A 14,076-nucleotide genomic window follows, 5' to 3' on the forward strand; every position below is an offset into this window, starting at 1 on the left:
ATGACTACGTAGTCAAGACCAGCCTGACTACGTAGTCAACCGGTGCGACATCACGATTCGGTCACGAGCGCGCCTAGGGTGGCCTCATGACCCGCGTCCTCGTGACCGGCGCCGACGGCGGCATCGGCCGCGAGACCGTGCGCCTCCTGACCTCCGACAGCCACTCGGTCACCGGGCTCGTGCTCGAGCCGAGGTCGCCGTCCGCACCGCCCTCGCTCGCCGACCGCACCGTCGTCGGGGACTGCACCGACCCGCAGGTCGTCGCCGACGCGATCGAGGGGGCGGACGCCGTCGTCCATCTCGCCGCGATACCGCACCCCACGCTCGGGACGCCGTTCGAGGTCTACCGGACCAACGTCCTCGCGACGTTCGCCGTGCTCTGCGTCGCCGGGGAGCGCGGCGTCCCGCGGGTCGTCGTCGCCAGCAGCATCAACGCGCTGGGCCGCACGCTCAACCCGCACCGCCCACCACCGCCGTGGTTCCCGCTCGACGAGACGCAGCCACCCGACGCCGCGGACGCGTACTCGCTCTCGAAGCGCTCCGGGGAGGACGCCGCGCAGATGGCGGCGCGGCGCTGGGGCATGACCGTGGTCTCGCTGAGGTTCCCGTTCGTGGCGACCGGCGACCGACTGCGGGACGTGCTCGCGCGGGTGCGCGCCGACCCGTCCGCCCAGGCGGCCGAGGGGTGGGCCTACCTCGACGGGCGGGACGCGGCGCGCGCGATCGAGGCGGCGCTGACCGCGCCGCTGACGGGCGCCCACGTCGTCGGCCTCTCCGCCCGCGACACCTTGCTCGACTCCCCCACCGCCGACGCGCTGGCGACGTACCTGCCCGACGTCCCGCTGCGCCGTCCGATCCCCGGGAACGCGACGGCGATCGACACGAGCCGGGCGCAGGCGCTGCTGGGGTTCCGCCCCAGGTACTCGATCCACGACGAACGGAGCACCCCGTGAACGCCACCTCCCCCGCCGACCCCGCCGACCCGGCCTTCGCGGCCCCCTGGCCGGCGCGCGACGGCACGCGGATCACGGGCGTCCGCGCGATCGTCACGGCCCCTGGCGGCATCGCGCTCGTCGTGGTGCGCGTCGACACGAACGTCCCGGGCCTGTACGGCCTCGGCTGCGCGACGTACACGCAGCGCTGGCACTCCGTCGTCGAGTACGTCGAGCGCAACCTCGAGCGCCTCGTCGTGGGCCGCTACCCGGGCGACATCGGCGACCTGTTGCGCCTGGCCCGGTTCGCCCCGTACTGGCGCGAGGGGCCGGTCGGCAACAACGCGATCTCCGGTCTCGACATGGCGCTGTGGGACATCGCGGGCAAGCGCGCCGGGATGCCGGTCCACGAGCTCATGGGCGGCAAGGTCCGCGACGCCGCGGACACCTACCTCCACGCCGGCGGCCGGACGATCGAGGCGACCCTCGACCACGCGCGCGAACTCATGGCCGCGGGCCAGCGGCACGTCCGCCTCCAGACCGGCCAGACCGGCAGAGGCCACTACGGCACGCCTGCCGACCCCGAGCCCGGCTACCCCGGGGCGCCGTACCCGCACGGCTGGCGGGTCGAGGAGTACCTGCGCCGCACGCCGGAGCTGTTCGCCCGGGCCCGCGAGGAGCTCGGTGACGACATCGAGCTGGTCCACGACGCCCACTCGCGCCTGACCCCGAAGCAGGCGGTGGTCCTCGCGCGGTCGCTCGAGCCGTACCGGCTGTTCTTCCTCGAGGACGTCCTCGCACCCGAGCACTGGGACCGCCTGCCCGAGGTCCGCGCCGCGTCGCCCGTCCCGATCGCGGTCGGCGAGCTCGCGACCTCGACGACGGACGCGGCGCGGCTCGTGCTGAGCGGCGGGGTCGACCTGATCCGCTGCCACATCAGCGCGATCGGGGGCTGACGGCGGCCCGACAGGTCGCGGTCGCCGCCGAGCTCACCGGGGTCCGGACGGCGTGGCACGCCCCCGGCGACACCTCACCGGTCGCGGCGGCGGCGAACGTCGCGCTCGACGTGACCTCGACGGCGTTCGGGGTGCAGGAGGGCCACGTCTACCCGGAGCCGGTGCACGAGGTCTTCCCGGGGACCCTGCGGATCATCGACGGCTGGCTGCGGCCCAACGACGCGCCGGGCTGGGGCATCGACCTCGACGAGGCCGCGGCGGCGCGGTTCCCTGCCGAGCTCGCGTTCCACGACGCCTGGGCCGCGGGCGTGCGTGGGCCGGACGGCGGCCTGATCGCCCCGTAGCGGTCCGGGCCCTTCAGGGTCGACCCGACCGCGGCACCACGAGCGGCGTCCCCGTGACGGGGTCGTCGATCACGACGCACGGCAGCCCGAAGACCTCCTCGACCAGGTCGGCCGTCACGATGTCGGACGGCGGCCCGCTCGCCACGACGGCGCCGTCCCGCATCGCGACGAGGTGGGTCGCGTAGCGCGCCGCGTGGTTCAGGTCGTGCAGCACGGCGACGAGGGTCGCCCCGCCGCGGTGCAGGTCGGCGAACAGGTCGAGCAGCTCGATCTGGTGCGCGATGTCGAGGAACGTCGTCGGCTCGTCGAGCAGGAGGATCGGGGTCTCCTGGGCCAGCACCATGGCCGCCCAGACCCGCTGCCGCTGCCCGCCGGAGAGCTCGTCGACGAGCCGGCCGGCGAGGTCCGTGACGTGGGTCGACTCCATCGCCCGGGTCACGGCGGCCTCGTCGGCTGCGGACCACCGGCTCACGAGCTTCTGGTGCGGGTAGCGTCCCCGGGCCACGAGGTCTGCGACCGTGATGCCGTCGGGTGCCGTCGAGCTCTGCGGCAGGAGCCCGATCACGCGCGCGGCCTCCTTGGCGCGGAACGACGCGATCGAGCGACCGTCGAGGACGACGTCGCCCGCGGTCGGCTTGAGCAGCCGTGACAGGGCCCGCAGCAGCGTGGACTTGCCGCACGCGTTGGGGCCGACGATGACGGTGAACGAACCGTCGGGGATCTCGACCGAGAGCTCCTGCGCGATGACCCGGGTGTCGTACGCGAGGGTCACGTCCCGGGCGCCCAGTCGCGCCCGCGGCGCGGTCTGCTGTTCCACGGAGGGTCCGGTCACCGACGACTCTTCTCTCATAGCTTCTGCCTCGCCTCACGGACGAGCAGACCGATCAGGTACAGCCCGCCGATCACGACGGTCACGAGGCCGACGGGCACGGCGGACGGGAGGGCGTGCTGGGCGACGAAGTCGGCCGCGATCAGCAGCACCGCGCCCGTGAGCGCGGTGTTCACGAGGGGCAGGCCGGCGCTCCCCGCCAGTCGCTGCGCGATCTGGGGCGCGGCGAGGGAGACGAACGCGATGGGGCCCGCGATCGCCGTGACGACGGCGATGAGCGCCACACCGACGACCAGCAGCGCGAGCCGCACCGGCTCCAGCCGCACCCCGTGGGCCCGCGCGGCGTCGTCCCCCAGCTCGAGCTGGCGCATGGGCGCGGCGAGCACGGCGACCAGGACGGCCAGCGCCGCGAGCACCGCGAACGCGGGGACGGCCTGCTCCCAGCCGACGAGCGCGATCGAGCCCGCCTGCCAGAACGCCGCGCTCATCGCGACCTCGAGGTCCGCGCGCAGGATCAGCCAGGTGTTCAGGGCCTGGAGCATCGCGGTCACGCCGATCCCGACGATGATCAGCCGGAACCCGCTGATGCCCTTGCGGTAGGCCAGGAGGTACACGGCCAGCGCCGTGAGCAGTCCGCCGAGCAGGGCACCGACCGTCGTCGAGGCGTACGCACCACCGATCACGATCAGCGCGACGAGCGCGCCCGTGTACGCGCCGGTGGTGAAGCCGATGATCTCCGGCGAACCCAGCGGGTTGCGGGTCATCGACTGGAAGACCGCGCCCGAGACGCCCAGCGCGGCGCCGAACACGAGCGCCACGAGTACCCGCGGCAGCCGCCAGTCGAGGACGACGGTCGTCGCGAAGCCGCCGTCGGTCGCGAACATCGCCCGGACGACCTCGGGCACGGACAGAGGGTAGTCGCCGGTGCCGAGCGAGACGAGGGCGAGGAGCACCGCGACGGCGGTGAGCGCCGCCCCGACGATCGCGCCACGACGGTGGAGGACGACGTCCCCGCCCGGGGCAGGGAGCCGCACCTGTCCGCGCGGGTGGCGGGTGCTGGTCTGCGCCGCGGTCGCGCTCACAGCCCGCTCGCCTTCGATCGGCGCACGAGCGCGATGAGGACGGGCGCACCGAGGAACGCCGTGACCACGCCGGCGGGGACCTCGCCGGGCCGGGCGACGATGCGACCGAGGATGTCCGCGGCGATCAGGAGCACCGGGGCGAGGACCAGCGTGTACGCGAGGATCCACCGCTGGTCGGGGCCGACGATCCACCGTGCGACGTGCGGGACCATCAGGCCGACGAACGCGATCGGGCCCGCGATCGCGGTCGCGCCGCCGGCGAGCAGGGTCACCGCGACGACCGCCAACGTGCGGGTTACGGCCAGGTTCGCCCCGAGGGACGACGCGAGGTCGTCGCCCATCGCCATCGCGTTGAGCGGTCGCGCCAGGGCGAGCGCGACGACGACGCCGACCAGGACGAACGGCAGCACGGTCGTGAGCCCGTCCCACCCTCGGTCGGCGAGCGATCCCGACTGCCAGGCGCGCATCACGTCGAACCGCGTCGGGTCGGCGAGGACCATGGCCGTGGTGATCCCGCCGAGGACGGCGCCGAGCGCCACGCCCGTCAGCGTGAGGCGCGCGGGGCTCCCGCCGCCGCGTCCGGCGGAACCGATCACGTAGACGATCACCGTCGCGGCCAGGGCCCCGCCGAACGCAAACCACACGTACTGCTCCGGGGCCGTGGCCCCGACGACGCCCACGGCCAGCGCGACCGCGAACGCGGAGCCGGAGGTGACCCCGAGGATCCCGGGGTCGGCGAGCGGGTTGCGGGTGACGGCCTGGATGATCGCGCCTGCCAGCCCGAGCGCGAGCCCCGCCGTCAGACCCGTCACCGTGCGGGGCAGCCGCAGGTCGAGGACGACCGTGGCCTCGGTCGACCCGCCGGAGCCCCCGAGCAGGACGTCCCGCACCACGGCGAGCGGGATGTCCCGGGAGCCGATGGCGAGGCTCGCGACCACCACCAGCGCCAGCACCGCGAGCGCGACGAGCAGCCCGAGCGTCCGGGTCCCCGCGGCGTGCGCCAGCCCGGAGCGGCGCTCCGGGGTGGCGGTCGGGGTCGACGTCGCGGACGCCGTGACGGGATGGGACCTCACAGCAGGTAAGTTTATGCTCACCTAAGCGATGCGCCGACGGAGCCGTGTCACCGCAGCCCGAGAACCCCCGAAAGGCCCCACCATGAGGATCTCCCGCACCCGGACCACCGCGGTCGCCGCCGTCGCCGGCGTCTCGCTGATCGCGCTCTCCGCGTGCTCGTCGGACGACTCGAGCGACGCGAACGACACCGCCGAGGCGACCGACGCCGCCACGTCCGACACGACCGGGACCACCGACGGGGAGTTCCCCGCGACCGTCGACACGAAGTTCGGCGAGATCACCGTCGAGGCGGCGCCCGAGCGCGTCGTCGCCCTCGGCTGGGGCGACTCCGAGACGGCGCTCGCGCTCGGCGTCCAGCCCGTCGGCGCGTCCGACTGGCTCGGCTTCGGCGGCGACGGGGTCGGGCCCTGGGCCGACGGCCTGTACGACGCCTCCCCGGAGATCATCGACGCGAACGAGCCCTCGTACGAGGCCATCGCCGCGCTCGAGCCGGACCTGATCCTCGACACCAAGGGCTCGGGCGACCAGGAGCGTTACGACCGCCTGTCCGAGATCGCACCGACGATCGGCGTCCCCGAGGGCGGCGAGAGCTGGCTGACGAGCTCCGAGGACCAGGTCGAGATGATCTCGGAGGCCCTCGGCATGGAGGACGCCGGCGACCAGCTCCTCGACGACCTCGACGCGAAGTTCGAGGCGGCCGCCGAGGCGCACCCCGAGTGGGACGACATGACCATGACGGCGGCGACGCGCTACAGCGAGGGGTGGGGCGCCTACCTCGAGGGCGACGCCCGCTTCGACTTCCTCGAGGAGCTCGGGTTCGACCAGAACCCCGAGGTCGAGAAGCTCGGCGAGGACGTCGACTCCTTCTTCGTCAGCATCTCGTCCGAGCAGCTCGACCTCCTCGACGCGGGCGTGATTGTCGCCTTCCCGATCGGGATCGAGACCACCGAGATCACCGAGGACGCCGTCTGGAAGGCGATCCCGGCCGTGGCCGACGGACACAGCGTCGTCGTGGACGGCGACCTCTCGTCGGCCTACTCCCTGGGCTCCACGCTCTCGACCGCGTACGCGCTCGACGAGCTCGTCCCGATGCTCGAGGACGCCACGAAGTAACCGGACCTCACGACCCGGGGTGACGGACGACGTCCGACACCCCGGGCAGGCAGGCGAAGGGCCGCTCACACGAGTCGACAGACTCGCGCGGGCGGCCCTTCGCCGTGCGCGCACCGCCCCTCGGGATCAGGCTTCGGGGATCGCGCGCCCGAAGGACTCGAGGGTGACGGCCTCGGGTGCGGGGCCGCCGCGCTTCCCGGTGTCGAGGCCGTCGATCTCGGCGAGCTCGTCGTCGCTCAGATCGAAGCCGACGACGTCGAAGTTCTCCTCGATGCGGCTCGGGGTGACGGACTTGGGGATCGCCGAGCGACCCTGCTGCAGGTGCCAGCGCAGCATCACCTGGGCCGCCGTGACGCCGTGCGCCTCGGCGATCCGCCGGACCGTCGGGTCCTCGAGGGTGCTGGTGTTCTCGCCGTCGCGGTAGAACGTGATGCCGCCGATCGGCGACCACGCCTGGCTGACGATGCCGTACTCCGCGTCCGCCGCGAGGACGTCGGGCTGGCGGAAGTACGGGTGGACCTCGATCTGGTTGACGGCCGGGACCACCTCGGTGGCGTCGAGCAGCCCGGCGAGGTGGTCGCGCATGAAGTTGCTGACGCCGATCGCGCGGATCTTGCCGTCGGCGAGCAGCTTCTCGAGCGCCTGGTAGGCCGCGATCGTGAGGTCGAACCGGCTCGGCAGGGCCTGGTGCAGGATGAACAGGTCGATCGTGTCGACGCCGAGCTTCGCAGCGCTCTTGTCGAACGCGTGCAGGGTCTCCTCGTAGCCGAAGTCGCTGATCCAGACCTTCGTCTCCAGGAAGATCTCGTCCCGCGGGACGCCGGAGCGGCGGATCGCCTCACCGACCTCGCGCTCGTTGCCGTAGGCGGCGGCCGTGTCGATGTGGCGGTACCCGGTGCGCAGCGCGGCCTCGACCGCCGTGACGGTCTCCTCCGGCGGCGTCTGGAAGACGCCGTATCCGAGGGCGGGCATCTCGACGCCGTTGTTCAGGGTCAGGGTGGGGATCTCGTTCGTGGTCATGTCCTCACCGTAAGGATGCGCCGCCGCCCCAGGCAGGGCCTGCTGGTACCCCGCTCGTCGACCCAGGTACCACCTGTACCTCTCACGGTCGGGCCGTCGGTCGTACCGTCGGGTCATGGACCTGAAGGCCGAGACCCGCGAGTTCCTCGCCAGCCGCCGCGCCCGGATCACTCCGGACCAGGCCGGGTTGCCCGCGTACGGGGGCAACCGCCGCGTGCCGGGGCTGCGCCGCGAGGAGGTCGCGATGCTCGCGGGCGTGAGCGTCGACTACTACACACGGCTGGAGCGCGGGAACCTGGGCGGCGCGTCCGAGGAGGTCCTGGAGGCCCTCGCCGAGGCGCTGCAGCTCGACGAGGCGGAGCGTGGCCACCTGTTCGACCTGGCACGCACCGCCAACGCGTCGGGTGCCGCGCGCTCCCGGGCGAAGCGCGCCCCCGCAGCGACGCTGCGCCCTGCTGTGCAGCGGATCCTCGACGCGCTCGTCGACGTCCCCGCCTTCGTCCGCAACGGGCGGCTGGACGTGCTCGGCGCCAACGCCCTCGGTGAGGCTCTGTACTCGCCGGTCTACGACTCGCCCGAGCGCGTCGCGAACAAGCCCGTCAACACGGCCCGGTTCAACTTCCTGGACCCGTCGGCGGCGCGGGAGTTCTGGGGCGACAAGGCCGAGCGCATCGCCCGCGACAGCGTCGCGATCCTGCGCTCCGAGGCCGGCAAGAACCCCTACGACAAGCATCTGACCGCTCTGGTCGGCGAGCTGTCCACGCGCAGCGAGGACTTCCGGCGGCTGTGGGCGTCGCACGACGTGCGCTTCCACCGCACCGGCACGAAGGTGTTCCACCACCCCGGTGTCGGGAGGATCGAGCTCGACTACGAGGCGCTCGTCCTGCCCGCGGACCCCGGGCTCCAGCTGAACGTCTACACCGCGACCCCCGGGTCGCCGTCCGACGACGGGCTGAAGCTCCTCGCCGCCTGGGCCGCGACCCGTGCCGCCGAGGCGGCACCGACCGGCCGGACCGGTGCGGCGGCGTCCGACGCGACGAGCCCGACGAGCGGGAGGCGCCCGACGAGCCCCGCCTAGGCGAACGTTCTCCTTTCATGGATTTCACGCTAGAGTGAAATCCATGAAACGGAGCCCAGTCCCTGACGACGCCGCCCTCGCGCAGTTCGTCGAGGACATGGGCCTCTACATGGAGGGCGTGGGCTTCTCCCGCGCCGGCGGGCGCGTGCTGGGCTGGCTGCAGGTCTGCGACCCGCCCGAGCAGTCTGCGCAGCAGATCGTCGAGGGCCTGCACGCGAGCACGGGCAGCGTGAGCACCAACCTCGGGGTCCTCGTCCGGGCCGGGTTCGTCGAGAAGGTCACCCGCGCCGGGGACCGCAAGACCTACTACCGGATCGGCCCCGACGCCTGGGACGTCGTGATGACGTCCGAGATCTCGACCGTCCGCTCGCTCGACGCCCTCACCCGCGCCGGGCTCGACGCCATCGGCGACCCCACCTCCCCCGGGCCGGCCGGCTGGTCGAGGCCAGCCGCTTCTTCGAGTTCTTCGCACGAGAGATCCCCGCGCTCATGGAGCGCTACCACCGCGAGAAGGGCACCACCCATGAGTGACGTCGCGATCCGGACGCACGGCCTCAGCAAGGACTTCGGCGACTTCACCGCGGTCGACGCCATCGACCTCGAGGTCGCGACCGGCGAGATCTTCGGGTTCCTCGGCCCCAACGGCGCCGGCAAGTCCACGACGATCCGCGTGCTCCTCGATCAGCTCCGGCCCACCGCAGGGACCGCGACGATCCTCGGCCGCGACGTGCGCGCCGACTCCTCGAGATCCGCCGGCGCATCGGGTACATCCCCGGCGACCTCGCGCTCTACCCCCAGATGACCGGCGCGCAGACCCTCAAGTACTTCGCCGACCTGCGCGGCGGCGTCGACCAGTCGTACGTCGACGAGCTCGCCGAACGCCTCAAGGCCGACCTCGGCAAGAAGATCAGCGAGTACTCGACGGGCAACCGGCAGAAGATCGGGCTCATCCAGGCGTTCATGCACAAGCCCGAGCTCCTGATCCTCGACGAGCCGAACGCCGGGCTCGACCCGCTGATCCAGCAGGAGTTCATGGAGCTCATGCGCGAGGTCCGCGCCGAGGGACGCACCGTGTTCCTGTCCTCGCACACGCTGTCCGAGGTCGAGCGCGTCGCCGACCGCGTCGGGATCATCCGCCACGGCAGGCTGATCGTCGTCGAGCGCATCGACGCGCTGAAGCAGAAGGCGATCCGTCGCCTCGACTTCGAGTTCGCCGAGGCGGTGCCCGCCGACCTCTTCGCCGGGGTCGAGGGTGTTCGCGACGTCGAGGCCCACGAGACGCACGTCGGCGTCTCCTACGACGGGTCGGTCAACGCCGTCCTCCGGGCCGCCATGCAGCACGAGGTCCTCAACCTCCACAGCCGCGACGCGGACCTGGAGGAGATCTTCCTCGCGTACTACCGCGACGGCGCCGACGAGAAGGACGAGAGCTCCGGACCGGCGGGGCGGACGACGTCCGACGAGTCGCAGGACGAAGCGCCGGCCAGCCGGAGCGCGGCACGGGCCGCGCGCACGGGTGGAGCGGGTGGCATCGGGGGCACAGGGGGCGCAGGCGGCACGCGGCGCAGCACCGGGCGCGACACCAGGCGCAGCGCCGGGCGCAGCACGAACCGGACCCGGCGGGGTGGGGCCGATGTCGACTGAGATCCTGCGCCGCGACCTGCGCGACCGGCGCACGGGGTCCGTCGTGCTCGGCGCTTCCCTGGCGGTGCTCGCGTTCTTCGCGCTCGGCATGTCCGTACCGATGGGCGACCTGATCGACTCGATCACCGCGAGCCTGACACCCGCCATGCAGGCGTTCCTGGGCAAGGACACCCCGGGCGGCTACGTGGTCGGCGAGGTGTTCACGCTCATCGCCCCGATCGCCGTCGTCGCCTACGCCGTGATGGGCGGTGCCTCGATCCTGGCGGGCGAGGAGCAGTCCAAGACGATGGGCCTGCTCTCGGCGCAACCGGTGACCCGGACCAGGATCCTGTGGTCCAAGTCCGTGGCTCTCCTGCTCGGGCTCCTCGCCGCGGTCGCGATCTTCTGGCTCGGGATGTCGGTCGGCTCCGTGGTGTTCGACGCCGGGCTCTCACCGGGACAGGCGGCCGCGGGATGCCTCCACCTGCTGTTCCTGGGACTGGCGTTCGGGGGCTCTCGTTCGGCGTCGCCGCCGCCACGGGCAGGCCGCAGCTCGCGTCCGGGGTCGTGGGCGGCGTCGCCGTCGTCGCCTACTTCACTCAGGCGATGCTCCCGCTCGCCGGCTACGAGACCGCCGCGAAGCTCAGCCCCTGGTACTACTACCTCGGCAGCGACCCGCTGACGAACGGCGTCGACTGGCTGCACCTCGCGGTGCTCGCTGCCGTCGCCGCCGTCGGCCTCGGGCTCGCCGCCCGGTACTTCCCGCGTCGAGACCTGAGGGGCTGACATGACGACCACGACCGACCTCGGCTCGACGCGCTCCGCAGGACGCGCGATCACCACGCGGGCCTTCCTTTCTCCGATCAAGATCGTCGCCGCCCTGGCGTTCTACTGCATCGTCATGGGGCTCGTGATCGGCCTCCTCTGGGAGCCGCTGCAGGACGCGTTCGCCGGCCTGGAGCTCCCCGGCCATGACCGAGATCCTGCCTGGCGCCGACCTGACGACGCCGGCCGGGTGGGCCAACGCGGAGTTCCTGTCCATGGTGGCGCCCGGGTTCCTCATCGCGGTCGCGGTGATCTCCGGCATGCGCGCGACGGCCGCCGAGGAGGAGGCGAAGACGCTCGGCATGTCGCTCTCCGCCCCGGTCTCGCGGACCACGTTCCTCGCCGCCAAGTCGGTGGCGACCGTGCTGCTCGTCGGTCTGATGGGCGTCATGGTGCTCGTCGGCCTCTGGGTCGCGGACCTCAGCGGCGACCTGGGGCTCTCGACGTCCGGGATGGTCGCCGCCGCCCTGCACACCACGATGCTGGGGCTCGTCGTCGGCGCCGTCACGATCACGGCAGGAGTCCTGGTCGGCAGGAAGCGGCCGACGATGGTGATCGGCGCCGGGTTCGCCGGTCTGTCGTTCGCGATCGCGTCGTTCTTCCCGCTGTCCGAGTCCCTGTCCTCGTGGGCGCGGATCAGCCCTTGGTACCACTACAACGCGAGCGACCCGCTGGTGAACGGGGCCGACTGGGGGTCGCTGACCGTGCTGGCGATCACCGCGGTCGTGGTGCTCGCGATCGGGTTCTGGGACTTCCCGCGCAAGGACCTGCGGGGCTGAGCCGCGCGGGCCGCCGGGCCCGCCGTCTGCCGCCCCCGTCGACCAGAGCCGGATCAGCGCAGCCGGAACACGTACGCGAACGCCGGCCTCGTGTACGCGATGCCCTTGCCGGCGGCGCGGATGAGCTCGGCGTCCGCGGCCGCCGGCTTCTTCGGCACGAGGTACGTGTCGAGCCCCTCGCGGTCCAGGCGGTAGTCGTCGCCGCGGTGCTGGACGGCGGCGACGAACTCGAGGCTCTCGTCGAGCGCTGCGAGGCTCGCGTCGCCGTGGCTCGCGTTGGCGAGGAACAGCCCGCCGGGCGCGAGGTGGCGCCGAGGGTGGTCCCACGTGGGTCCGGCGTAGAGCGAGACGATCAGGTCGAACGCGGCGTCGGGCACCGGGAGGTGCGACACGTAGTCGGCCTCGAGGAACTCCACGTCCTCCCCGGCGCCGGCTCCGGTCCGGCCCGCCAGGTCGGCCGCCACCCGGTCCGGGTCGGCGAAGTACCGCGCCGCGCGCCGGTCGAGGTCGACGTACGTGACCGACCGGATCGCCGCCGAGGGCGCGAGGTCGAGGTAGCTGCCGAGGTACAGGGCGCGCTCGGTGCCGAACGCAGCGACCACCTCCGTGAACAGAGAGGTCCGGTCCCCGATGGTCTCCCGATAGGTCGCCCACGAGGGAAGGGGGCGCTGCGCCGTCCGCCGGTCATGCGCCCATCGTCCCATCACGTCGGTCGCGCGGGCGGGCTGTCACCGCCCCGTCGGCAGGTGCTTGCGGTAGTTGGCCAGCAGCACGAACGTCGTCAGGACGGCGAGCGCGACGAGCACCGACAGCAGCACGGTCACGGGGACCCACTGCGACAGCGACGAGAGGATCGCCGGGACGAGGAACCCGCAGTAGGACACCGCGTAGAACACCCCGGTGAGGCCGGCGAGGTCCTCGGGCTCCGCGATGCGCTGGACCTCGAGGAGGCTCGAGACCAGGCCGAAGCCGATCGCGACGCCCACGACCACGGCGGCCACGACGCCCAGCACGAGCGAGTCCCGGGCGACGGCGACGACCACGAGGGAGAACCCCACGACGGTCACGGCGAGGCACGCGACGAGCCCGCGTGCGCTGTCCGGCGAGTCGAGGCGCTTCGCGAACGGCTGGACCAGCGCAGCGACGACGAGCGTGAGGACGGTCAGCAGCGTGGCATAGCCGAGGCCCCAGTCGCCCGAGGCGTCGGAGAGCAGGACCGGCAGGTAGCCGTAGGCGATCGCGGCGCCGCCGAGCAGCCACGGTGACGCGACGAGCACGACGTGGGTGAACCGCTTGTGCCCGGCGGCAGGGATCTTGAGCTGGTTCCAGAGTGGGCCCTGCGTACCGCCGGTGGTGCTGGTCTCCGGGACGCTGCGGAGGATCACCAGGAACGGGAGGGTCACGACCACGTGGATCACGAACGGCAGCCACTCCCCCATCGAGCTGAACTGCGCGATCAGGCCCGCGACGAGCGCCCCGACCGCCGAGCCGAGCGTGAACGCCAGCGACGCCCGACGAGCCCCCGCCTGAGGGTCGGCGGCGAGGTCGTACGGCCCCTCCGACAGCTCCTTGAGCCAGCTGTTGCCGACCGCCATCGCGATACCCACGGTCGCCCCGGCGAACCAGCGCCCGACGAAGATCCCGGTGGTGCCGTACTCGGAGAACGCGAGGCTGACGCTCGCGAGGATCGCCGCGACCGTCCCGGCGTACATGAGGGGCTTGCGGCCGTGCCGGTCGGAGAGGCTGCCGGCGAGCAGCAGCGCCGGGGCGAGACCGAAGACGTAGATGCCGAGGAACTCGTTCACCACGGTCGTCGAGTAGTTCTGGACCTGCTTGTAGAGGAGCAGCAGCGGGGTGAACTGGTTCCCGGCGTACGAGCAGATGAAGATCAGCCAGAAGACCACGAGCCAGGGCTTGCGCGCTGCGGCGGCGCCACGGCGCGCGACGTCCCCACCGGACGAGGTCACAGCGCTCCTCGGTACCGAGCGACGTGCTCGCCGAGCACGGCGGCGTACGCGACGTCGTCCGACGCCCCGAGCGCCGACCTGAGCCGCTCGTGGTCGTCGAGGGACCCGGCGAGGTCGCCGGCGCGCACCGCCAGCAGGTGGTGGCGCAGGCGCTGCTGGTGGTCCCGGAGCCGGGCGTAGAAGTCGGCGACCAGCGCGTTGCCGGCATGGTCGACGACCGCCGCGTGGAAGGCGTCGTCGGCCGCGACGAAGCGTCGGACGTCGCCGCTCGCCACGTGCGCGCGCATCTCGGCGAGCTGCCGGTCGAGATCCGGGAGGACGGCGGCGGTGCGGCTGTCCCGGACGATCCGGCGGGCGGCGCTCGCCTCGAGCGCCTCACGGGCCTCGATCACGTCGGTCGGCTCCCCGGCGGGGACGGGGACCACGACGGCTCCCCGACGGGACTCGAGGCTCA

Annotated in this window: 14 protein-coding genes and 2 pseudogenes; 9 read left to right on the forward strand and 7 right to left on the reverse strand. The window is 72.7% G+C overall.

The window, feature by feature from the left end:
- Window positions 1-86 precede the first annotated feature (86 nt).
- A complete protein-coding gene (locus QUE47_RS05360; RefSeq protein ID WP_286218885.1) occupies window positions 87-953 on the forward strand; it encodes an NAD-dependent epimerase/dehydratase family protein in 867 nt (288 codons plus the stop codon).
- A gap of 125 nt (window positions 954-1,078) precedes the next feature.
- Window positions 1,079-2,232, forward strand: a pseudogene (locus tag QUE47_RS05365) (enolase C-terminal domain-like protein).
- Window positions 2,233-2,245: 13 nt separating this feature from the next.
- Here the strand turns inward: QUE47_RS05365 and QUE47_RS05370 are convergent.
- The 3 genes from QUE47_RS05370 to QUE47_RS05380 are packed head-to-tail and all read right to left on the reverse strand — an operon-like array spanning window position 2,246 to window position 5,216.
- Window positions 2,246-3,082 (reverse strand): ABC transporter ATP-binding protein, encoded by an 837-nt coding sequence (locus QUE47_RS05370; protein ID WP_286218886.1) that lies wholly within the window; start codon window positions 3,080-3,082, stop codon window positions 2,246-2,248.
- Window positions 3,079-4,143 carry a FecCD family ABC transporter permease gene (locus tag QUE47_RS05375; protein ID WP_286218887.1) on the reverse strand — a complete coding sequence of 355 codons (1,065 nt, stop codon included), beginning with the start codon at window positions 4,141-4,143 and terminating at the stop codon, window positions 3,079-3,081. The genes QUE47_RS05370 and QUE47_RS05375 overlap by 4 nt, the downstream gene beginning before the upstream one ends.
- Window positions 4,140-5,216 carry a FecCD family ABC transporter permease gene (locus tag QUE47_RS05380; RefSeq protein WP_434019732.1) on the reverse strand — a complete coding sequence of 359 codons (1,077 nt, stop codon included), beginning with the start codon at window positions 5,214-5,216 and terminating at the stop codon, window positions 4,140-4,142. Before QUE47_RS05380 ends, QUE47_RS05375 begins: the two co-directional genes overlap by 4 nt.
- Window positions 5,217-5,298: 82 nt before the next feature.
- Here QUE47_RS05380 and QUE47_RS05385 point away from each other — a divergent pair, with 82 nt between their 5' ends.
- Window positions 5,299-6,330: an iron-siderophore ABC transporter substrate-binding protein gene (locus tag QUE47_RS05385; protein WP_286218888.1), complete on the forward strand. Its 1,032-nt coding sequence runs from the start codon at window positions 5,299-5,301 to the stop codon at window positions 6,328-6,330.
- A 126-nt stretch (window positions 6,331-6,456) separates the two neighbouring features.
- On the opposite strand, the gene QUE47_RS05390 is transcribed toward QUE47_RS05385, so the two are convergent.
- Entirely contained in the window at window positions 6,457-7,350 is an 894-nt protein-coding gene (locus QUE47_RS05390) for an aldo/keto reductase (protein ID WP_286218890.1), read from the reverse strand.
- A 115-nt stretch (window positions 7,351-7,465) separates the two neighbouring features.
- Between QUE47_RS05390 and QUE47_RS05395 the strand changes: the two genes are divergently transcribed.
- From QUE47_RS05395 to QUE47_RS05420, 6 genes and pseudogenes are all read left to right on the forward strand, one after another.
- Window positions 7,466-8,428 (forward strand): helix-turn-helix transcriptional regulator, encoded by a 963-nt coding sequence (locus QUE47_RS05395; protein ID WP_286218891.1) that lies wholly within the window; start codon window positions 7,466-7,468, stop codon window positions 8,426-8,428.
- Window positions 8,429-8,951: 523 nt separating this feature from the next.
- Window positions 8,952-9,367, forward strand: a pseudogene (locus QUE47_RS17130) (ATP-binding cassette domain-containing protein); the annotation flags it as partial.
- Window positions 9,368-9,376: 9 nt separating this feature from the next.
- Window positions 9,377-10,072: an AAA family ATPase gene (locus QUE47_RS17135; RefSeq protein ID WP_491018456.1), complete on the forward strand. Its 696-nt coding sequence runs from the start codon at window positions 9,377-9,379 to the stop codon at window positions 10,070-10,072.
- Complete coding sequence (locus QUE47_RS05410) at window positions 10,062-10,733, forward strand: ABC transporter permease subunit (RefSeq protein ID WP_286218892.1); 672 nt, start codon at window positions 10,062-10,064, stop codon at window positions 10,731-10,733. The genes QUE47_RS17135 and QUE47_RS05410 overlap by 11 nt, the downstream gene beginning before the upstream one ends.
- A complete protein-coding gene (locus QUE47_RS05415) occupies window positions 10,658-10,837 on the forward strand; it encodes a hypothetical protein (RefSeq protein WP_286218893.1) in 180 nt (59 codons plus the stop codon). The genes QUE47_RS05410 and QUE47_RS05415 overlap by 76 nt, the downstream gene beginning before the upstream one ends.
- Window positions 10,838-11,022: 185 nt before the next feature.
- A complete protein-coding gene (locus QUE47_RS05420) occupies window positions 11,023-11,655 on the forward strand; it encodes an efflux permease Rv1217c-related protein (RefSeq protein WP_286218894.1) in 633 nt (210 codons plus the stop codon).
- Window positions 11,656-11,708: 53 nt separating this feature from the next.
- On the opposite strand, the gene QUE47_RS05425 is transcribed toward QUE47_RS05420, so the two are convergent.
- The 3 genes from QUE47_RS05425 to QUE47_RS05435 all read right to left on the reverse strand — a co-directional run bounded on the left by QUE47_RS05425 (window position 11,709) and on the right by QUE47_RS05435 (window position 14,047).
- Window positions 11,709-12,257: a class I SAM-dependent methyltransferase gene (locus QUE47_RS05425; protein ID WP_286218895.1), complete on the reverse strand. Its 549-nt coding sequence runs from the start codon at window positions 12,255-12,257 to the stop codon at window positions 11,709-11,711.
- A gap of 126 nt (window positions 12,258-12,383) precedes the next feature.
- Window positions 12,384-13,622, reverse strand: coding sequence for an MFS transporter (locus QUE47_RS05430; protein ID WP_286218896.1), 1,239 nt, complete (start codon window positions 13,620-13,622; stop codon window positions 12,384-12,386).
- Complete coding sequence (locus tag QUE47_RS05435) at window positions 13,619-14,047, reverse strand: GntR family transcriptional regulator (protein WP_286218897.1); 429 nt, start codon at window positions 14,045-14,047, stop codon at window positions 13,619-13,621. Before QUE47_RS05435 ends, QUE47_RS05430 begins: the two co-directional genes overlap by 4 nt.
- Window positions 14,048-14,076: the final 29 nt, after the last annotated feature.

The organism is Paraoerskovia sediminicola, from assembly GCF_030296575.1.
Classification (GTDB): Bacteria; Actinomycetota; Actinomycetes; order Actinomycetales; family Cellulomonadaceae; genus Paraoerskovia; species Paraoerskovia sediminicola.